The sequence below is a fragment of the Natrarchaeobius halalkaliphilus genome (genome assembly GCF_003841485.1).
GTDB lineage: Archaea > Halobacteriota > Halobacteria > Halobacteriales > Natrialbaceae > Natrarchaeobius > Natrarchaeobius halalkaliphilus.
This window is the reverse complement of the sequence record NZ_REFY01000004.1, coordinates 109,200-131,491: the sequence shown is the minus strand read 5'-3', so window position 1 is coordinate 131,491 and position 22,292 is coordinate 109,200. Positions and strand designations below refer to the sequence as shown.

The 22,292-nt window shown below is 61.8% G+C and carries 14 protein-coding genes; 9 read left to right on the top strand and 5 right to left on the bottom strand.

Going from position 1 to position 22,292, the window contains the following annotated elements:
• The first annotated feature begins 85 nt into the window (after positions 1-85).
• The 3 genes from EA462_RS10725 to EA462_RS10715 all read left to right on the top strand — a co-directional run bounded on the left by EA462_RS10725 (position 86) and on the right by EA462_RS10715 (position 3,314).
• Entirely contained in the window at positions 86-1,195 is a 1,110-nt protein-coding gene (locus EA462_RS10725; protein WP_124178573.1) for an OBG GTPase family GTP-binding protein, read from the top strand.
• Positions 1,196-1,366: 171 nt separating this feature from the next.
• Positions 1,367-2,395, top strand: a complete 1,029-nt coding sequence (locus EA462_RS10720; RefSeq protein ID WP_124178572.1) for an LLM class flavin-dependent oxidoreductase — start codon at positions 1,367-1,369, stop codon at positions 2,393-2,395.
• 121 nt (positions 2,396-2,516) lie between these two features.
• A complete protein-coding gene (locus EA462_RS10715) occupies positions 2,517-3,314 on the top strand; it encodes a VOC family protein (protein ID WP_124178571.1) in 798 nt (265 codons plus the stop codon).
• Positions 3,315-3,419: 105 nt separating this feature from the next.
• On the opposite strand, the gene EA462_RS10710 is transcribed toward EA462_RS10715, so the two are convergent.
• Both EA462_RS10710 and EA462_RS10705 read right to left on the bottom strand, forming a co-directional pair.
• Positions 3,420-6,164 (bottom strand): efflux RND transporter permease subunit, encoded by a 2,745-nt coding sequence (locus tag EA462_RS10710; RefSeq protein ID WP_124178570.1) that lies wholly within the window; start codon positions 6,162-6,164, stop codon positions 3,420-3,422.
• A gap of 9 nt (positions 6,165-6,173) precedes the next feature.
• Positions 6,174-7,775 (bottom strand): COG1361 S-layer family protein, encoded by a 1,602-nt coding sequence (locus tag EA462_RS10705; RefSeq protein ID WP_124178569.1) that lies wholly within the window; start codon positions 7,773-7,775, stop codon positions 6,174-6,176.
• A gap of 193 nt (positions 7,776-7,968) precedes the next feature.
• Here EA462_RS10705 and EA462_RS10700 point away from each other — a divergent pair, with 193 nt between their 5' ends.
• The 6 genes from EA462_RS10700 (at position 7,969) to EA462_RS10675 (ending at position 19,694) form a co-directional block, all read left to right on the top strand.
• Positions 7,969-8,568, top strand: a complete 600-nt coding sequence (locus tag EA462_RS10700; protein WP_124178568.1) for a TetR/AcrR family transcriptional regulator — start codon at positions 7,969-7,971, stop codon at positions 8,566-8,568.
• A 384-nt stretch (positions 8,569-8,952) separates the two neighbouring features.
• Complete coding sequence (locus tag EA462_RS10695) at positions 8,953-11,484, top strand: BGTF surface domain-containing protein (RefSeq protein ID WP_124178567.1); 2,532 nt, start codon at positions 8,953-8,955, stop codon at positions 11,482-11,484.
• Between the two features lie 681 nt (positions 11,485-12,165).
• Positions 12,166-14,790: a BGTF surface domain-containing protein gene (locus tag EA462_RS10690; RefSeq protein WP_124178566.1), complete on the top strand. Its 2,625-nt coding sequence runs from the start codon at positions 12,166-12,168 to the stop codon at positions 14,788-14,790.
• A gap of 976 nt (positions 14,791-15,766) precedes the next feature.
• On the top strand, positions 15,767-18,388 hold the full coding sequence (locus EA462_RS10685; RefSeq protein ID WP_124178565.1) for a BGTF surface domain-containing protein: 2,622 nt from the start codon (positions 15,767-15,769) through the stop codon (positions 18,386-18,388).
• Between the two features lie 228 nt (positions 18,389-18,616).
• Entirely contained in the window at positions 18,617-18,901 is a 285-nt protein-coding gene (locus EA462_RS10680; protein ID WP_124178564.1) for a hypothetical protein, read from the top strand.
• A 574-nt stretch (positions 18,902-19,475) separates the two neighbouring features.
• Complete coding sequence (locus tag EA462_RS10675) at positions 19,476-19,694, top strand: hypothetical protein (protein WP_124178563.1); 219 nt, start codon at positions 19,476-19,478, stop codon at positions 19,692-19,694.
• A gap of 96 nt (positions 19,695-19,790) precedes the next feature.
• On the opposite strand, the gene EA462_RS10670 is transcribed toward EA462_RS10675, so the two are convergent.
• The 3 genes from EA462_RS10670 to EA462_RS10660 form a co-directional block, all read right to left on the bottom strand.
• Positions 19,791-20,228 carry a hypothetical protein gene (locus EA462_RS10670; protein ID WP_124178562.1) on the bottom strand — a complete coding sequence of 146 codons (438 nt, stop codon included), beginning with the start codon at positions 20,226-20,228 and terminating at the stop codon, positions 19,791-19,793.
• Positions 20,229-20,230: 2 nt separating this feature from the next.
• Positions 20,231-20,755: a DUF7342 family protein gene (locus tag EA462_RS10665; protein ID WP_243641399.1), complete on the bottom strand. Its 525-nt coding sequence runs from the start codon at positions 20,753-20,755 to the stop codon at positions 20,231-20,233.
• A gap of 99 nt (positions 20,756-20,854) precedes the next feature.
• Complete coding sequence (locus EA462_RS10660; protein WP_124178561.1) at positions 20,855-22,225, bottom strand: FAD-dependent oxidoreductase; 1,371 nt, start codon at positions 22,223-22,225, stop codon at positions 20,855-20,857.
• Between the last annotated feature and the right edge of the window lie 67 nt (positions 22,226-22,292).

The window sequence follows — 22,292 nt, the reverse complement described above, 5'->3', positions numbered from 1 at the left end:
ACTGCTCGGGTTTCCCCCTGCGACTCGCGTCGCCGCGGGGTCGCATGGAAAGTGTTTTTCCGCGCGGACGGCTGGATACAGACAAATGGGGCTCGAGGAGGAGATCGATGCAATCGAGGAGGAAATCGCCAACACGCCCTACAACAAGTCGACGGAGGCCCACATCGGCCGGCTGAAGTCGAAGCTTGCGGATAAAAAAGAGAAACTCCAGAACCAGAGTTCGTCGGGGGGTGGAGGCGGTTACTCCGTCGAGAAACACGGCGATGCGACGGTCGCGCTGGTTGGCTTTCCGAGCGTCGGAAAGTCGTCGCTGTTGAACTCGCTGACCAACGCCGAAAGCGAGATCGGCTCCTACGAGTTCACGACGCTCGACGTCAATCCCGGAATGCTCAGCCACCGCGGGGCGAACATTCAGATGCTCGACGTGCCCGGGCTGATCGAAGGCGCAGCCAGCGGCCGGGGCGACGGCCAGCAGGTCCTCGCAGTCGTCCGAAACGCTGACCTGATCGTCTTCGTCCTCTCGGTGTTCGAGATCGACCAGTACGACCGGCTCCAGGAGGAGCTCTACGACATCAACATCCGCGTCGACCGCGAGCCGCCCCGGGTTACCGTCCGGCCGAAGATCAAAGACGGCATCAAGATCACCTCGAGCGCCGATCAGGATCTAGACGAGGAGACGATTTCGGACGTGCTCCGCGAACACGGCTACGTCAACGCCGTTTTGAACCTCCAGGAGACGGTGACCATCGACCGGCTGATCGACGGCCTGATGGAAAATCGCGAGTACATCCCCTCGATCACCTGCGTCAACAAAGTCGACCTGATCGAGCCGGAGTACAAGGAGACGGTCGACGACCAGCTGCGCGACCGCGACCTCGATCCCGACGAGGTGACGTTCATCAGCGCCGAAAAAGAACGCGGCCTCGACGCGCTCAAAGATCGGCTCTGGGAGAATCTGGGGCTTATTCGGGTGTACATGAACAAACCCAGCCGCGGGATCGACTGGGAGGAACCGCTCGTCATCGAGACGGGGTCGACCGTCGGGGAGGCGATCGAGAACCTCGGCGGCGAGATGGAAGAACGGTTTCGCTTCGCCCGCGTCACCGGTCCCAGCGCGACCCACGACGAACAACAGGTCGGCACCGATCACGTCCTCGAGGACGAGGACGTGCTGAAGCTGATTCTCCGTCGGTGACCTCCGGCGGGCCGGCCCCGCTAGATTTATCCGGGTCTCTCGATCGATCCCCTAGCCGATCCGCCGTGGCCGACGACGGAGTCGGTCGGTCGTCCCCGCCAGTGGAGTCGAACCGGCATCCCGGACGGCAGAGCCAAACCATTATCTCTTGGAGTCCCCCAATCCGGGTGTATGGAGCTCTCCGCTGTCGACCTCTCGCCGGTTCCAGACGACGGTACCGCAGCCGATGCCTACGCGAACACCGTCGAGTCCGCACAACAGGCCGAACGCCTCGGTTACTCCCGATTCTGGGTGGCCGAGCACCACGGCACGGCGGACATCAACGCCGGAACGACGCCCGAGGTACTGCTCGGCCACCTCGCCGCCGAAACCGACTCGATCCGGATCGGCTCGGGGGCGGTACTGCTCAACCACTACAGCCCGTTCAAGGTCGCGGAGGTGTTCGGCGCGCTGGACGCACTCGCACCGGGTCGAATCGACGCGGGGCTCGGCCGGGCGAACGGGTCGCCGGCCGCCGACCGCGCCCTCGAGACGGAGCGTCACGTCCAGAACCCCGACGAGGACCACGCCGAGAAGATCACGGCGGTCGTGAATCACCTCTTCGACGATTACCCCGACGGCCACGACTACGGCGACCTGGAGATCCCGCGCTCGAGCGAGTCCGCGCCGGTCCCGTGGGTGCTCGGATCGGGGCCGTCGAGCGCGGCGATCGCTGGCAAACTCGGCTTGCGGTACTGTTTCGCGGCGTTTATCCGGCCGCAGTTCGCCGCGAACGCGTTCGAGGAATACCGCGACCAGTTCCGGTCGACGGAGCTGGCCGGTAGCGTCGACGAACCCCACGGAATGATCGCGGTAGACGCGATCTGTGCGGAGACCGACGAGGAGGCCGCGCGACGACGGGCGGTTTCCGAGGCGTTCTACAGGCGACTGCAACGCGGCGCTCTCGAGGGCATTCCGTCCGTCGAGGAGGCCGTCGACGAACTCGGCGGCGTTCCCGAGCCGACGCCCGCCACGCTCGGTCCCGACGAGTGGCCACAGACGATCTCCGGAGACCCGGACACGCTCGCGGGGCTGCTCGAGCAACTCGCCGGCCGCGTCGGCGTCGACGAAGTGATGATCAAGCACGTCGTCGCCGATCACGATCACGCGCTTCGTTCGCACGAACTTCTGGCCGAGGGCGTCGGACTCGAGCCGCGCTGACGGGCTCGACCGTCGGTTCGATATCGCGGGAGCCGTCGAGCGCCTCGAGTTGGACGGGCCGGTTCAGGTTGAGATACCCGGCTCCGCCACGCTTTTGATTCGAGTTCTCGTGGACACACCCATGGACGGAACGCTCGATCACGTCATGGTCCGCGTCTCGAACCTCGAGGACTCACTCGAGTGGTACGAGAGCCACCTCGAGTACGAGGAGAAAGACCGCCACGAGGGCGACGGCTTCACCATCGTCTACCTCGGCCCCGAAGAGATGCACGAGGAGGGCGCGCTGCTCGAGTTGACTCACAACGAGGGAACCGACGAACTCGCGGTCGGGGACGCCTGGGGACACGTCGCGGTTCGCGTTCCCGAGGGCGAACTCGAGGCGTACTACGAGCAGCTGATGGACGAGGGCGTCGAGGACTATCGCGACCCCGAGTCCTGCGGCGGTCGGTACGCCTTCGTCAAAGACCCCGACGGTCACGAGATCGAAATCGTCCAGCGCGACCCCGACGAGGGGGCGCTGTGGTCGCTCGATCACACCATGATCCGCGTCGAGGACGCCGACGAGGCGCTCGGCTTCTGGACGCGCAAGTTCGAGTACGACGAGGTCGGTCGCTGGGAATCCGACAGCTTCGCGAACTACTTCGTCGAGCCTCGAGACGCGGCCGAGGAGGCGATGTCCGTCGAGTTGACCTACAACTACGACGGCCGGAGCTACGAGACGGGCGACGCCTGGGGACACCTCTGCGTCCGCGTCGACGACCTCGAGGAGGACTGGGAGCGACTGATGGAGCGTGACGCGCCGGAGTATCGCGATCCAGGGAGCAACGACGACATGTACGCCTTTACGACCGATCAGGACGGCCACGAGATCGAACTGTTAGAACGCGATCCGGACGCGGATTCGCTGTTTCCGTTCTGATACGGTCTACTGTGAGTCGTTACCGGAGCGACCGCAGGATGGCTCGCGGTCGCTCCGGTTAAAAGTCACAGCAAACCGTATGAGCCCGTCGGGACGAGTCGACGGCTACGACCGGTCTGCGTCCCACGGCAGTCGGTCGCGTAGCTCGTATCCGTTCTCGAGGCGATCCCAGACCACGATCGTCGAGGGGAGGACGAGGATCGAGGAGAGCCAGGCGTAAAAGACCCCGAGGGCGAGCAAGAGGCCAAACTCCATGATCAGCGGGATCAACGCGAGATACAACACGCCGAGACCGCAGACCGTCGTGAGCATACTCCCGGTGAGTGCGCCGCCGGTTCCCCGGACGGTGACGAGCAACGCGTCGTGGACCTCCTTGCCGCTCTCGTACTCGTCGACGAAGCGGTGCATGAAGTGAACCGTGTAGTCGACGCCGAGTCCGATCGACACCGAGAGGATCGGCGCGTTGATCGGGCTGAGCGGAACGCCGAAGTAGCGCATCGATCCGGCGAGCAACGCGACGGAGAGCAAGACGGGAACGAGGTTGAGCACGCCGTAAATTGCCCGTCCCTCGAGCCACCAGTACGAGAGGACGAGGAACATCGCCGTGAGCACGAAGGCGGCGAAGAGGCTCCTGAGCGCCGAGTCGGAGATCTCTTCGACGACGGATTCGAAGATGACGAGTTGGCCCGTCGCCGTCGCGTCCAGGCGGATGTCCGCCGCGAGCTCTCTGGCGGCGTGAACCGCTTCGTCCTGTTCGGCGTCGACGTCGACCCGAACGTCGATTCTCGACGCGCTCCTGTCGGTCGTCAGTCGATCCGCAGCCTCGTCGCCCGCGTCGGAATCGAACAGTTCGTCATAGACGACGTCGACGTTCCGATCCGGAATCCCGTCGCCGCTCGAGTCGTATCGCTCGACGGTTCCCGCGAACTGCGGGTCGGCCGCCTTCTGGGACTCGATCACGCCGAGGATGGAGTCGGCGTCCGCCTGCCTTCCGTCCGCCTCGAAGGCGTCCGACGGGTTCTGGAGCGATCGATCGATCTCCCGAAGTGAACCGTCGGATCGGAGATTTCGGTCGTCGATATACACCGTCACCGTCCCGTCCATCCCCTGTTCGAAGTCCTCTTCCATGTAGTCGAGAACCTGCATGAACGTGTACTCACCCGGTGCGAGCGGACCGGGGAGCGACTCGTACTGCTCGATGCGATCCTCGTCCGGGAAGAACGCTTCCTCGTCGAATTCGGTGTCGACACCCGTGCCGTAGGCAGCGACGCTGGCACCGCCGACGAGTATCGCGACGAGAAAGATCACGGGGGCGACGCGGGCGATTTCGACGCCGACTGGAAGGATGCGGCCGAGGACCGATTCCTCGTTTCCGAGCGGCCTGGATCCGAACTTCGGGAACCGAGTCCCCTCGCGGAGGCGATCGAATCCGACCTTTCCGGCGGGTAAGAAGACGCCGAATATGAGGAAGGTAAAGATGATGCCGAACGCGGCCACGATCCCGAAGTCGCGGGTCATCTCGCTGACGACGTTCGCGGCGAAGCTGAAGACGGTCGTGATGGTGACGATCAACAGGGCCGTCGTCAGCTGTCCCGTCGTGATCCCCATCGCGTCCCCGATCGCCGCACCCGTTTCCCGTTCTTCCCGATACCGGTTGATGATGTGAATCCCGAAGTCGATGCCGACGGCGAGCAACAGCGGAAAGACCGTAAGCAGCGAGTCCGAGAACGGGATACCGACGAAGCCCATGAATCCGAACGTCCAGATCAGCGTCATCACGAGCGCGGCGAGCCCGAGCCCGAGATCGATCGGATCCCGGTAGGCGATCGTCAGGAAAATCATGATCAGGACGAGCGCCGCGGGAAAGACGACGATCGCGGTGTCGCCAAGCAGCTGCAGGATCTCCTCGTCGAGGATCGCATCGCCGAAGATGACCACGTTCTCGTCGGTGTCGAAGCCGTCGATCTCGTTCGCCAGGTCCTGCGTTTCGAACTGGAGGTGGGCGTTGTCACTCGTATCCGACCGCGGCGCGGTGTCGTAGGTGACCGCGATCTGTGCGACGGTCGCCGACGCCGACTCTCGAGTGAAATCCGTGCTCACGGGAAGTCCCGCCGCGTCGTCGGCCTCCGCGATCGCGGCGTCGATCTCCCGTTGGCTGGCGCGGTCGACGACGCGATACTGTTCTTCTGCCGTCTCCGCGGTCGGATCGAGCTGCTGGGCGGTCAGCGAGGCCGGACTCGTCGAGGAGGACACCCGCAGGTCGTCCCTCGTTTCGATCCGATCCTGAAACTCGAGCATGCGCAACAGGTTCGGCTTCGAGAGGACGTTGCGCTCGTCCTCGACGAACAGCTGAGCGGTGGTTCCGCCGCTCTCACGGCCGTCGTCACCGAAGTTCTCCTGCATGTCGTCGAACGCCTGCTGGGCCTCGGTGTCCTCCGTGAACTGATCGGCACCGGCCTCCTGTCCGCCGCCGCCGAGGACGGCACCACCCAGGAAAACGCCCGTCAGGAGGAGGAAGACGACGACGACCGTCCAGGGCCGATTCGTAATGAGCGGATTAACCCGCCGGGTGAACGGATCCTGTTTGCGACCACCGTCGTCGGGCTCGCTCGAGGAGCCAATCCGATCGAAGACGGCAGTACCGACGCTCGCGAGACCGGGCAACCGGGACCGGCCGTCGGACGACGATCCGTCGTTCGATCGGCTCGAGTCCGCGTCCGTTCCATCCGGGGATATCTCGCCGTCCCCGTCGGACGCCGTGGCGACGCCGTTGGCTCGGATGCTCGCGTCGGAACCGTCGGCTCTCGGGTCGCTGTCCTCGCCGCCGTCTGAACGATCGAAGTCGGTCATCGATCCCGATTACCGCCGTCGCCACCAGAAGCCGATTCCGAGTCCGGCAACCGTGAGGACGGCCATCCCTCGAACCAGGATCGAACCCAGACTGGTTCCGCCGTCGTCTTCGACCGCCTCGACTTCGACCGGGTGCAGATAGGTGTCCGAGACGACCGTGTCGCCGCGTTCGGTATCGTACTGGAAGTCGAGTTCGACCGGGTGGAGTTCGGCCGACGCATCGCCGGCTGCGCTCACGTCGAAGCGGATCTCGGCCGATTCGCCCGGCTCGAGTTCGGGGACGAACGCCTCGTCGTTGGTCGTATCCAGCGGGCTATCGGTGTACAACCGCGCGTCGACGCTCGAGAGCGTCTCCGGGCGCTCGTTCGTGACCTCGAGGACCAGATCGCTCGTCTCGCCCTGACCGACCGTCGCCGAGACGGTCTCGAGGGAGAACTCGTCCCGTTCGTCGTCGACGACGACGCGTTCGGAGATCGGTCCATCGGTGAGCGTCGAGCGATCCCCGCTCGTGTACTCGACGGTAAAGCGAAGCTGTCGCGGCCCCGGATCGGCCTGTCCGCTGACGTCCGTCGGATACCGGAACGTCGTCGACTCGCCCGCCTCGAGTTCGGGAACGGCGTATCGGGTGTCCTCGACGTACAGCGAGTCGCTCATCGGCTCGACGATCAGGACGGCGTCGTCGACCGCCCGGGGTCCGTCGTTCGTGAGCTCGCCGGTGACCTCCCCGTCGTAGCCGACCGAGAGGGTGTCCTCGAGGTCCGAAATCGAGAACGACTGCTCCGACGCGGGGACGAGGCTCGCCGTTTCGGTCTCGCCCTGGCGTTCGATTCCGGATTCGTCCCGGTAGGTGAACTCGAGCTGGAGCGGCTTTTCGCCCGCGCTGACGGACTCCTCGATCGCGACGTCGACGGTGAACTCGGTCGAACGACCCGGATCGAGCTCGCCCAGCAGCTCTTCGGCCGGCGCTTCCGCGGTACTGCCGTCGACCGAGATGCCGGTCCCGCCCGAGATCGCGGTCCTGAGATCGGTGGCCGTCTCGGTGCCGACGTTTCGAACGCCGATCGTCGCCTCGCCGCTGCCGCCCGGCTCGACGTCCGTCTCGACGTCGTCGATCTCGAAGCGCGGTTCGTCGGGAACGACCACGGTGACGCTGTGGCGCTCGCTTTTGGTCAGTCGCTGGACGTCGCCGCCGGAGACGCGGTTCGTGTAGGCGTATCGAACCCTGACGGTGACGGTGTGTTCGCCGGGTTCGATATCGCGGGGCACGTCGATCTCCATCGGAGCCGTCGCCACCTGTCCGTCCTGGATCGGACCGATCGCTCGCTCGGCGCTTTTGGCCTCGAACGGACCCGCGTCCTGAATCTCGACGCTGACGCCGCGTGCGGTCGTCACCTGCTCGCCCGATCCGGAGGCGACCGTCGCGTCGTTACCGACGTCGATCTCGATCGTTTCGGTCGTTCCGGTCTGTACCTCGTTATCGGAGAGATAGACGTCGATGTTCGGCTCGCCGCGTTCGACGCCCTGCGTCGCACTGACGATCCCGACCGCTGCGATCGCCGCGATCGCGACGAGAACGACGGCGGCGATCACCAGCCGTCCGTCACGGTTCATCGCGACCGACACCTCGAGCCACCGTCGCGGAGGGGCTCACGATGACCGCAGTCGGTACTCCGTCCTCGAGTGCCAATCGCGGGGAGGGCGTAAGCGCTCATTACTACGGGATTTGTCAGCCAGCACATAGGCTTTGTGATTGAACGTTCATTCACATCCTTTATCTATCCGCATCGCAACTCTCGAGAGTACCGTGGCCACCGACCTCTTCGACGAGCCGGACGGAACGCGCGAGGAGATCCTCGCTGCGACGTACCGTGCACTGCGCACGCATGGGTACGCGGACCTGACGATCAGCGCCATCGGCGAGGAGTTCGAAAAGAGCCCCTCGCTGGTCTATCGCCACTACGAGAGCAAGGACGACCTCGTCCTCGCGTGTCTCGCGTTCATGCTCGAGCGGTTCGAAGCGCGCATGACCGACGACGAAATCACCGACTCGCGCCGCCGTCTCGAGGCGTTTCTCCACTGGGGACTCGACGAGATGTCTTCGACCCGGTACCGGTTCGTGACCACGCTCGTCGAACTGCGACTGCAGGCGACCCACGACGAGGCCTACCAGGAGCACTTCACCCGAAGCGACGACGTCTTCGAGAGTCACGTCGTCGAAATCGTCCAGTCCGGCGTCGATCGCGGGGACTTCCAGGAGTGCGATCCCGAACGCGTCGCGGCGATGCTCGTCACCATCGTCTCCGGCGCGCTGTTTCGCCGCGCCACCAGCGACTCCGCGGCGTGGCCGGCGGACGTCCAGGCCGAACTCGAGGCCTACCTCGAGAGCACGGTCTATCGAGACTGATTGCGAGAACGGACGGCCCAGTTCCGTCGCCGTCCCCCGCCGAATCCGGATGTTTTTTCCGTTTCTCGAGCGACCGAATCGGGACCCGAATCCGTTTCTGACCAGTACTATAAATTTGATATGTGTATCGAATCCACTCAGTCACTAGATCCTACCTGTTAGTATCAGGCCCTGTAATTGGATATTAGAGTCAAGTAAGGAGATTATACTACACATAGCTCAAATGAAGTGTTTAACAGAAAGCTTATACCGAGACGATTAGTACGATGGGGTACCCCTACCCGAAAGACCGATGATTCGACCATCGAGTCACAAAGCAGGTAAGCCGCGATTGCCTCCGCAGAACAGCGCGTAAACCAACCCAACACGACAATAACACAACACATGACAAGCGAAATTTCGCTTCGCGAAAAGGGACGTGCAGTGTTCCTGGCCGCGATTATGGTCCTTTCCGTCGTCGCGATGTCGGCTGCGTTCGCCGGCGCGGCAACGGCGACTGACGACGATCTCAGCTCGGGATCGACCTACTGGCAGGGACAGGAGTTGAATATCACAGAAACCGATGGCGTCGATGACGGCGCCGACTTACAGATCCGTGAGTACGACGGCGACAACGACATCGGAAGCCTCGTAAACGAGTTCTCACTCGACGGTGACGGTCACGCGGTCGTCGAGACCGACGGCCTCGACGCGGGTGACTACGTAATCACTAACGCGAGCGACCGAAGTGAGGCCATCGAGTTTGACGACGGCGAAGCGTCGGTCGCGTCCGACGCCGAAAGCGCCTACTTCGAGATCACCACGCAGGACCTCGACGCCGAGTTCGACGACGAGATCGTCAACGACGGCGACGACAGCGTTACTGACCTCGAGATCGACTCGAACCGAGGAACGTACTCGGTAATCGTCAACGCTGACGGCGACCTCGACGACGAAGAACTGTTCAACATCTTCGTCGAGGACGGCCAGGATATCTACGACAACATCCGAGACGACCCAAGCACGGACAACACCTCGGTTGACGAGGATCTGGAACCAACTGAATCCGGTCCCGACCACCGGTTCGGTGACTTCAGCGCCGCGCTCTTCGACGACACCGAGGACGACTACGAAGAGCAGATCGTTCTCCTCGACATCAACGATCTCGAGGAAGAAGTCGACTTCGCTGACATCGATACCGGCGAGTACGACCTCACGTTCGACGTCGTCGATTCGACGGCCGAAGACACGGCGACGATCGAAGTCGTCGAAGAGGACGTTGACGCCGCGTTCGACCAGAGCGTCTACACGCAGTCCGCCGGTGACGTCGTCGAGTTCACCGTCGAACTCGATGACACCGACAGCGCGTACATCCAGTTCGGTGACGAAGACGCTGGCTACCTCGACGTCCTCTACGTCGAGGACGACAGCGACAACGACGAAGTGACCTTCCAGGTCAACACGCGTACCGCGGGTGCACCTGACACTGACACTGATCTCGTCTTCCACTCCGAAGACGACATCGTCCAGAGTCTCGTCCACGACGGCGGCGACGAAGTCGAAGACGCCGAGTTCTACGATGAGGACACCGACGGAACCGCCCAGGACTTCGAGTGGTACCTCGAGGAGCTCGATCTGATCCAGGACGGTGACGACCCAGAAGACCAGCTCGTCCGTCCGCTGCAGGCGACTGACTACGACGTCGCCCTCAACGGTAACGGACACTTCATCGTCAACAGCGACGGCGAGGCCGAGCTCGACGACGAGCTCGACCTGGCCACGCTCGACCTGACGACGCCCGGCATCGACTCGATCAGCACGCACGTTGCACCGTCCGACGACGCTGACGAACACGACCTCGGCGAACTCCGAGACCTCCTCACCGAGCGCTCGGACATCGCTGAGGACGACCAGCTAGTCATCACGGCCGAAGCGACCGGCCTCCACGGTGCACTGCTCGCTGAAGAAGGCGACTGGAGCGCTCTCGAGGACGGCTTCGGAGCGGACTCCCTCTACGAACTGACCGACAACGACGGCGAAGGTATCAACTTCGAGGTCGAAGCCGACGACGCCACGGGTAACCAGGACCCAACGTCGCTCGTCCTCGAGAACGCTGACGACGAGGACGTCTTCGTCCTCGCAGACAACGACGCAGGCGAACTCTACATCGTCATCGACACGAGTTCCAGCGACGCGTTCGACCGCTCCATCTCGGACGGAATGGACTTCACCGCTGAACTCGAGTACGAGACGGACAGCGACGACCGCTACCAGTTCGACGACGAGTGGAACAACGGTGGCGCTGGCTCCAGCCACGACGGAGCGGCCTACCCGTACTTCCCAGCTGACTCCGATCAGTCCGTGAGCACCGAGTTCACGATCGTCGACCCTGAAGTCACGTTCGACAACCTCGACGAGGACGACTACGTCCAGCTCGAGACCTCGGACGAGTTCGAAATCACCGGCGAGACGAACGTTGCGCCGGGCACCGACTCGAGCGTCCGCATCACGAACGCTGGCGACACGCCAAGCTTCCTGCACACGCTCGACGACACCGAGATCGACAGTGACGGATCGTTCACGACGAACGCCGTCGACTTCAGCGACCGTGACGAAGGCGACGAAGGCGAAGTCGACTTCCGTGTTGGCGGTAGCACGGTCGACGACGCCGACGCGCTCTTCGTCGACGAGCTCGCAACCGACGACGATCCAGAAGAGACTGACGACACTGACGAAGAGACCGACGACACTGAAGAGACCGACGACTCCGATGACGAGCCAGTCGAGACCGACGACTCTGACGATGAGCCAGTCGAGACCGACGACTCCGATGACGAGCCAGTCGACTCCGACGACAGTGTTCCAGGCTTCGGTGTTGCAGTCGCACTCGTTGCCCTGCTGGCAGCCGCGATGCTCGCGCTTCGCCGCCAGCACTGATCGGTAACTAACCACCGGCTTACGCCGGCCTTGCAGAACGTTCCTTTTTTGTGCCGCTTCGTCCGCAGCGACAGCGATGTGTCTCGCTCTCGAACTGCCGACGCTATCCGGCTATCGACGGATACCGCTTACTCGCTCACCGTCCGTTTTGAAAAGACCCGCCGAGGAGAACACTTTGGCCCTACCCGAAAGTACACCCCGGCCGGCTACATGACAAGCGCCCGCTTCGCGTAAGTGGACGCAGCGTGGGCCCATCCCACATGACACTAGTTCAACCTCTCCTAAATGAGTATTTCGGTAGACCGTCTCTCGTTTTGACCCGTCCGTCTGGGAGGGAGCCAGGAACCGAGATCGCGGCCAGTGAATCGATCCTGCTCGCCGTCGCGTCGTGGCACTTTAGATCGGTCACCTGCGTCAACTCGAAGTGTATAGCCAGAAGACTATTGTGGGTAGAATCAACAAGTGAAAATTCTGCATTTTGATTGGATTTGCTGTTATTCCTAGACTCAAATCTAGAAATACAGTCGATCACAAGACTTATGCTTAAACTGAAAATATTGCTAAAATACCCCTATCCGGGTGGCCACTGTCGGAACGTGACGAGTTGTCGACGGAAGTCGATGGTCGCCTCCACGAACCGCACGCAAACTAACCGAAATCCGAAACATAACAACACAATACATGAGCGAAAATTCATATCGCGAAAAGGGACGCGCAGTGTTCCTGGCAGCGATCATGGTCCTTTCCGTAGTCGCGATGTCGGTCGCATTCGCCGGCGGAGCAGCGGCAGCCGACGCCGACCTCGACTCGGGATCGACCAACTGGCAAGGACAGGAACTAGCAATCACCGACGTCTCCGATAGCGCATCGTCCGAAATCGCTTCGGACGAGGAACTCCAGATCCGCGAGTACGAAGGCGACGACGACGTCGGCGGTCTCGAAAACGAGTTCTCGCTGGACGAGAACGAGTCCGTCGTCGAAACGGACGGCCTCGAGGCTGGAGACTACGTCATCACGCTCGCGGGCGACCGCGATTCCGCGGTGAAACTCGACGGTGGCGTGGCGGACGAGATAACGGACGCCAGCGATGCCTACTTCGAGATCACCTCGCAGGACCTCGACGTCTCGATCGACGCCAGCGAGGTCAACAACGGTGCCAACAGCGAAACCGAACTCGACGTCGACTCGAACCGAGGAACGTACTCGGTGGTCGTCAGCGCCGACGGTGATCTCGGTGAGGAGGACCTGTTCGCCATCTTCGTCGACAACGACAGCGTCGACAGCGGAGTGATGAGCACCATCGGAGCAGAGAGCGTCGACGATCTCTACGACGCAATCACTGACGACACCGAGACCGACGTCTCGACCGTCTACGACAACCTGAGCCCGACCGAGCCCGGTGCCGAGTTCGGCTTCGGTGAGTTCAACGCCTCCGTCTACGACGACGAAGACGACCAGATCGTCCTCAACGACATCGACGACAGAGCGGCGGATCTCGACTTCGACGGCATCGGCGAGGACGAGTACGACCTCACGTTCGAGGTCGCTGACTCGACGGCCGAAGACAGCGCCTCGATCGAAGTCCTCGACGAGGACGTCGACGTCGAGTTCGACCAGACCGTCTACACGCAGACCGCCGGTGACGTCGTCGAGTTCACGATCGAATTCGAGGACACCGACGACGCGTTCGTCCAGTTCGGTGACGAGGACGCGGGCTACGTCGACATCCTCTACATCGAAGACAGCGAGGACGACGGTGAAGTGACCGTTCAGGTCAACACGCGCGCGGTCGGCGTCAACAGTGACGCCGACACCGGCGACGTCTACGACGCCGGAGACGACACCGTCGAGAGCATGATCATCGAACACGGTGGCGAGACTGACGGCGACTTCGAAGCGGTCGAGTTCACCGACGAGGACGGCGACAAACTCGACGCTAGCAATGCCGAGCACCACCTCGACGAGTACGTCGACGAACTCGGTCTCGGTGACGACGCCGAAGAACAGCTCGTTCGCCCGCTGCAGGCGACCGACTACGATCTCGCCATCAACGGGATGAACGAGTTCACCGTCACCGACGACGGCGAATCCGAACTCGGTAACGAACTCGACCTGGCCACGCTCGATCTGACGCCGCCTGGCGTCGATTCGATCGACACCTACGTCGCACCGTCTAACGACGCGAACGCAGAAGACGATCTCGAGGAAGTCCTCGATACCGTCACGCAGCGAACGGACATCGCAGCGGACGACCAGCTGATCATCAAAGCCGAAGCGACCGGTCTCTTCGGCGCGCTGGTCTACGAAGAGGAGGACTTCGGCGCACTCGAGGGCGGCTTCTCGCCGGAGACGCTCGGGAACGTCGTCGACGATGACGACTGGGAGGGTGACGGAATCACCTTCGACGTCACGGCTGACGACGCCACGGGTAACCAGGAAGCGACCTCGCTCAAACTCGACGACGACGCCGAAGACGGAGCCGTCTTCGTCCTCGCAGACAACGAGGCCGGCGAACTCTACGTCATCGTCGACACGAGTTCCAGCGACGCGTTCGATAGCTCGATCGACGACGGCATGGACTTCACCGCCGAACTCGAGTACGAAAGCCATCCCGACGACCGCTACGTCTTCGACGGCGATTCGGTCGAGGACGCGTACGACGGTGGCGCGAACGGCGACGATCCCGCCTACCCGTACTTCCTGCCCGATACCGTCCAGTCCGTAAGTACTGACTTTACGATCGTCGAGCCGGAAGTCACGTTCGAGAACCTCGACGAGGACGACAACGTCCAGCTCGAGACCTCGGACGAGTTCGAAATCACCGGCGAGACGAACGTCGCACCGGGTTCGGACGCGAGCGTCCGCATCACGAACGCCGGCGACACGCCGAGCTTCCTGCACACGCTCGAGGATACGGAGATCGACTCTGACGGGTACTTCGCGACGGAACCCGTCGACTTCAGCGACCGTGACGAAGGCGACGAAGGCGAACTCGACTTCCGCATCGGCGGCAGCGGAATCGACACCGCTGACGCGCTCTTCGTCGATCAGATCGAAGATGACGACGACGGTGCCGACGACGATGACGACGACGGTGCCGACGATGATGGTACCGACGACGACGGTACCGACGACGGCGCTGACGACGACGGTACCGACGACGGTGCCGACGACGATGGCGCTGACGACGACTCCGACGACGGCGCTGACGATGACTCCGACGACACCGTCCCCGGCTTCGGTGTCGCAGTCGCACTCGTCGCCCTGCTGGCAGCCGCGATGCTCGCGCTTCGCCGCCAGCACTGATCGGCACCTACCTACCGGCTCACGCCGGCCCTGCGACACACTGCCTTTTTTGTGATGGCCGTCCGGCGGAGCGGGCGCTCCGCTCGACAGCACGATGCCCCGCTCGAGAACGCATCGATCGCACGAACGAGGTGACGAACTCCGGTTCTCGCGACGGCTATGGTCCTCGAGTTCGAATCCGACGGTATCATGATCGACGTCCGGTCACGGGCGGTGGCCGACGGGTGAACGCGGATCTCATCTTCGTCGGTTTCCCCGGCCATTTAAATCTCGCGCGCGAACGAACGAGCGGATATCGTCGCTGTCAGTGCGAACTACCCTCGTCACACGGTAGCGTGGGTCGCTGGTGGGTTTCGCGAGCGCTATCGCTCGAGAGCCGACGGATTCGATCGCGTGGTTCGATCGGGACCGTCCGTTCCGAACTGTCGGGCAGACGGCGATCGGTCGCGCGTTGGCCGGTCTCCGTGGACTCGAGCGATCCAGCCGTGGCGTGGCTTACTCCTCGGTATCGTCCGAACGAGTCCCTCTCGATGGCCCGATAACGATACGTGAATCGGAACCATGGGATGTAATATTTATATCTTCTGGTAGTAGATGAACGTTTCGTGGTGGGAAAACAACCCTGTGACCGTACTGTCTGACTATTTCTCGAGCGATAGACGAGGATAGATTTGGTCTATTATCCTATTAGAATTTACTAAACGTGTTCTGATACAGACGTATTGATATCTCAAATAAACGGTAGTGATGGATCCCAGACGCTGCTATACGAAACTCTCTGCCCCCGTAGCGCTATTTTTCAACATATCTACTAAAATCTATAATAACACAAGACTTATACCAGACGTTGAAAGAGACTCGAACACCCCTATCCGGGTGGCCACTGTCGGAACGCGACGAGTTGTTGACGGAAGTCGATGGTCGCCTCCACGAAACGCACGCAAACTAACGAAAACAACGAAACATAACATACAACATGAGTACACGAAACACAACATCATATCGTGAAAAGGGACGCGCAGTGTTCCTGGCCGCGATTATGGTCATTTCCGTCGTTGCCATGTCCGCTGCATTTGCGGGCGCCGCAACGGCGACCGACGACGACCTTGATTCCGGTTCGACTTACTGGCAAGGGCAAGAGCTCCACCTGAACCTGACGGGTGCTGACGACCCTGATAATGAATACCAAGTCCGCTCGTACGATTCGAGCGACGATGACGTTGGTGGACTCCAAGACGAATTCTCCACTGATGAAGACGATAACTACACTTACGAAACGGACGGACTCGATGCTGGTGACTACGTAGTCACCAATGCTGGCGACAACTCCGTTGTTGAATTTGACAATGGTGTAGTTCATGACCCCGATGCAAACGCTAGCGACGCCTACTTCGAGATCACCACCCAAGATCTCGACGTTGAGTTCGATGACGACGAAGTCAACGACGGTGACAGCAGCACCACCGACCTCGACATCGACTCGAACCGAGGTTCCTACTCGGTAATCGTCGGTGCTGACGGTGACCTCGACGACGAGGAGCTGTTCAACATCTTTGTTAACAACGACAGCGTTGGCTCGGATACGCTAGACGACATCGACAATGCTGACCACGCTGACGATCTCTACGACGAGATCCGCGACGAGAGCGTCTCTAACGCCTCCACGATCAACGACGATCACGAGCCAACCGACTCGGGGTACGAGCACTATGGCTTCGGTGCCTTCAATGCCTCACTGTACGATGACAGCGAGGACGATTACGAAGAGCTGATCGTTCTCAGCGACATCAGCGACAGAGAAGAAGAAGTTAACTTCCAGGATATCGACGCCGACGAGTACGACTTCGACTTCGAGATTGTCGATACGACGGCTGAAGACTCCGCGACGATCAACGTTGTTGAAGAAGACGTCGATGGATCGTTCGATCAGAGCGTCTACACGCAGACCGCCGGTGACGTCGTCGAGTTCACCGTCGAACTCGAGGACACCGACGAAGCGTGGATCCAGATCGGTGACGAAGACGCTGGATTCGTCGACATCGTTCACGTCGAGGACGACGACGACAACGACGAAGCGACCTTCCAGGTCAACACCCGTACGCTCGGAACGAACACCTCTGATATCGATCGAGTCTATCACTCTGAGGACGACGAAATCCAGAGTGAGTTCTTCGAAGATGATACCGGTGCTGTGTTCTGGGACGAAGAAGTCGATAACTACGATGGACCCGGTGACATCGACGAGTACGCCGACTACCTCGAAGAGCTCGACCTGATCAACGATGCAGACGATCACCACACCGAAAGTGGCGAGGATTACCAGCTGACCCGTCCACTGCAGGCGACTGACTACGATGTCGCTGCAAACGGCAACGCACACTTCATCGTTGACGACGACGGCGAGTCCGAACTCGACGACGAGCTCGACCTTGCCACGCTCGATCTAACGACGCCCGGTGTCGACTCCATCAGTACGTGGGTCGCTCCAGGTGACGACGCTGACGAGGATGACGAACTCGACGAAGTCCTCGACATCGTCACTGAGCGCACGGACGTCGCTGAAGAAGACCGTCTCGTCATCAAGGCCGAAGCGACCGGCCTCTACGGCGCGATGGTTGACCATGACGACAACGACTGGGACGCACTCGATGATGGCTTCCAGGCCAGCACTCTCGATGAGCTCACCAACAACGATGGTGAGGGTATCAACTTCGAAGTCGAAGCTGACGACGCCACGGGCAACCAGGACGCTACTCAGCTCGACCTCGATGGTGCAGATGACGAAGACATCTTCATCCTCGCCGATCAGGATGCAGGTGAGTTCGTCGTCATCGTCGACACGAGTTCCAGTGACGCGTTCGACAGCTCCATTGAAGACGGAATGGACTTCACCGCTGAACTCGAGTACGAGACGGACAGCGACGACCGCTACGAATTCGCTGACCTTCAAGAGCCATTCGACGGTGGCGCGAACGGCGACGCCGCGTACCCGTACTTCAACGCTGACTCGACCCAGTCCGTGAGCACCGAGTTCACGATCGTCGAGCCAGAGGCCACGTTCGAGAACCTCGACGAGGACGACAACGTCCAGCTCGAGACCTCGGACGAGTTCGAAGTCACCGGTGAGACGAACATCGCACCGGGTTCGGACGCGAGCGTCCGCATCACGAACGCTGGCGACACGCCAAGCTTCCTGCACACGCTCGATGACACCGAGATCGACTCGGACGGATCGTTCGCGACGGAAGCCGTCGATCTGAGCGACCGTGACGAAGGCGACGAAGGCGAAGTCGACTTCCGTGTTGGCGGTAGCACGGTCGACGACGTCGACGCGCTCTTCGTCGACGAGCTCGAGACCGACGACGAGCCAGAAGAGACTGACGACACTGAAGAAGAAACCGACGACACTGAAGAAGAAACCGACGACTCCGATGACGAGCCAGTCGAGACCGACGACTCTGACGATGAGCCAGTCGAGACCGACGACTCCGATGACGAGCCAGTCGACTCTGACGACAGTGTCCCAGGCTTCGGTGTTGCAGTCGCACTCGTTGCCCTGCTGGCAGCCGCGATGCTCGCGCTTCGCCGCCAGCACTAATCGGAACTAACTAACTACCGGCTTTCGCCGGCCCTTGCGACACACTCCATTTCTTTGCGCCGCTTCGTTCGACAGTGACGACGCTCCGCGCTGATCGACTCGCGGTCAGGCGACCCGACCACGGCATCGAACGATCGAAGCGCGATATCGGGCGATGAACTCGATAATCGACCGGGACCTCATTCCGTTCACCGCAACAGTCATGTCAAACCCAGCCATGAATCGCGTATGGACTGGGACGACCCCGCACACGAGATCAACAGGGGACTGCTGTACGAGGAGGACGGGCGCACCGATCCGGACCCGGACGACCAGCGCCTCGAGACGTTCAAACGCGGGTGGCGATACGGTGTCTATCCCGCCGACGAGGACTTCGGTGAACTCGCCTTTTCGAAACTGTCGTGGCAGAACCTCGGCTACCGTCTCGGCGTCATGTTCGGTGAGACGTCCGAGGAACTTCAGGAGGAACTGTACGACTGGTGCGTGAGACAGATGCGGGAATCGTCGGCATAGCTCTCGGTCACGACGACGATTTCTGTACGTTGGTCTCTCGAGGACATCACTGTCCACTGCGTTCTCGAGGACCCATTCAGAAATATATTCACAAATACTACAATAGATATAAGTCTACACACGTGGACAATAAGAACGGAAGCCACGCTCCACCCGCCGCAGGGGACATGCGCTGAAATGTCCCGGGTGTCATCAGCACCCGAGACGTGGCTTCCAAATCCCATCGGGGATCCAGAGCCATGAATACGTACACCCCAACCCATCATAAACGTCCCGCACGACCGCTGTGCCGCCCGGTACAACCAGCTATTGCGATCCAGTTTTCGCCACCATCAATCGCTCGAGCGACCGATAAATCCGACATTCACCGCGATTTCGAACCGCGCGTCCACCTCGAGACCGGCCGCGGTCCCACAACCCATCGCAGCCTCGAGTCCGTCCGGTCCCTTCGGACGTACCGCGGACTCGAGCCGCCGGCAGACTGGAGACTCGAGAATCCGTCCGATCCAGTCCCTCGACTTCCACGGGGCCGGCGACCGACTCGAGCCCACCGACTCGCTCGCGGGGAACGCCGATGACCGACGAGGACGTCCCGACGGCGACGCTGCCAAGCGACGAGCGACGCGAGGCGACGTTACGCGACTGTCCGGTCTGTGGGGCGGGCATCTCCGTAGTGTCCGTCCTCGGGCCGCTCGAGGCCACGGCGATGCCCTGTGGCTGTCGCGTCTCGCCCGCCGTCCTCCGCGGGTCGCCGGTCGGGTTCGACTCGAGACTCGGCAGGGACCGCGACTGACTCGAGGCGTACAGCGCTCTCGGCGGCGTAGCTGAACGTGCAGGTGCTGCGTTCCCGTCTGGGAGACGCCAACGGCCACGTACGAGTCGGAGTCGTTCACACGGTGCTTGTGAGTGACGGAATCCGCTCTTCGAACAACCGGTCGAGAACGGTCCACAGAATTTCTGTTGGAACGCACTGCTCGAAGTGGACGGGTTCGCGTTCGCCGGTCACCGGATGATCGAACTGGAAGTGAACCGGTCCGAGCTCCGGGTGATCATCGTCGCGATGCCAGCCGCAGTTGAATCCCGCGTTCGAATCAGCGTAGTGGATCCGATAATACGATTCGTTCTCGAGGAACCGCCATTCGATGTCGAGCGTCGGCGGCTCCGGGCCTGACGGCGGCACGAGACGACTCGGATCGACCCGTGCTCGAAGGAACTGCTTGACGATACGATCCGGTTCGTATGCGACAGCTGTGATGACGGGATATCGTTGTAAGACGTCTTTCAGCCCTTCGTAAACCGAACTGTCGATCGTTCCTGGAAGCCCCATTCTCACGCGGGGAGTGCGTCACGTTTCGTCGCCCACTCGTATTCGTTAAGGGCCGCTCGAACGACCGGAATACGATCGTCGAGATGCTCCCACTCGCCGGCGATGTCGCGACGTCTCTCGACTTCCGCTCTGTCCTCGAGGCCGGCGATGCTTGCCCGAAGCTCACCCGGCGTCTCGACGTCGTATTCGTCTTTCCAATCCGTGATTCTGGCACGCATCGACTCGAGGGAATCGGTGAGCTCCTCTCGATGGTGATCGCGCTGGAGGGAAGCGACTTCGCGATAGGTTGCCATAAGCTGGTCGACGCAATAGAGCGTCTGACCGCCCTGCTCGGTCGTTCGGAGAACGTTGTCCTCGACGAGTTGATCGAGATATTTTTTGGCCGTCTTGGCTGACACGTCCGTTTCGGTGGCGAGCCACGACGCAGTACGGGGTGTCCGAAGCGTGCGCGCGGCGGCGCGAACTCGCTCTCCGCGCGTCATCGAGGCCTGAGTACGGCCGTCGTCCCGGTCACGATCGCTGGTCATACGCGGAACTACGTTCTGCTATAATATATATCCACTCCCCCGGAGATATATCCCCAGCACTGGGCGGGTATTGCCGGAGGAACTACCCGCACTGCGTCCCTAATCGTCCGCCGCGGCCACTTCGGTTTCGCCCTCCGCCGCGGCGCGCTCTCTCTCCTCTATGTACTCGTCGGCGTCGAGGGCGGCTTTCGAGCCCATCCCGGCGGCGGTGACCGCCTGCTGGTAGTGATAGTCGACGACGTCGCCGGCACCGAAAATACCCGGAACGCCGGTTTCGGTCTGGCCGCCGCCGTCGCCGCCCTGGGTCTTTAGGTAGCCGTCGGCGTCCATCTCGACGCCGGTTCCCTCGAGGTACTCGGTGTTCGGGGTGTGGCCGATCGCGAAGAAGACCGCGCCGACGTCGAACTCGAACTCCTCGGTTTCGGGGTCGTCGAGCCGATCGGTTGGATGGCCCCGCTCGTTTTGGACGAGGGTGACGTGGTCGACGCCCGCCTGCTGGGAGCCGTGGATCTCGATCACTTCGGTGTTTTTCATGATCTCGATCTCGCCGGCCTCGACTTTCTCGTGGACGCGGTCGACCCAGTAATCCTCGGCACGGAACTCCTCGCGTCGGTGGGCGATGTAGACGGTGTCGGCAAACTTGGTCAGAAACGTCGCTTCCTCCATCGCGGCGTCGCCGCCGCCGACGACGAGCATGTCCTCGTCGCGGAAGAACGCGCCGTCGCAGGTCGCACAGGTCGAGAGTCCGTACCCCATGAGCTCGTCCTCGCCGGGGATGCCGAGCGTCCGGGCGCTCGCCCCCGAGGCCGCGATGATCGCGTCGGCGGTGTAGACGTCGCCGTTGGTCAACTCGACGCGGAACGGTCGACTCGAGGCGTCGACGGAGTCGACGATGCCGTTTTCGAGTTCGGCACCGAATCGCCTGGCCTGCGCTTTCATGTTGTTGACCAGCTCCGGACCGCTGATGCCCTCCGGGAAGCCGGGATAGTTCGCGACGTCGGTCGTCAGCGTCAGCTGACCGCCGGGTTCGTCGCCCTCGATGACCAGCGGGTCGTTGTTCGAACGACCGGCGTAGATCGCCGCGGTCAGTCCGGCGATTCCGGTTCCCGCGATCAGGAGCGGGCGGTGCTCGACCTCGTCGTCGCCGTCGGTCTCGAGGCCGAGTTTCTCGTCGAGTTCGCCCGTCTCCTCGAGCGCGCTGGTGTCGTCCCAGCCGCCGATCAGCTCGTCGTCGATGAACACTTCGGGAGCCGTCTTGCGGCCGTCGGCGCGCTCGACCATCTCCTCGAACAGATCGTCGCTGTCCTCTCTCGAGTTCTCCTCGCTCCAATCGGTCGGGAACCTTCGTTTCCCGGTCGTGACGTTGTGCGTCACGTACTCGATACCCTTGCTGTCGAAGAGATCCATCGCTTTCTCGCAGTAGGGACAGTCCTCCTTGGTGTAGATTTCGACTCGAGGCTGGTCGCTCATCTGTCTATCGAATAGTAGGGAAACGGCGCGTAAACCGCTTGCGTTCCCCGTACGACCCCGCCGGAGC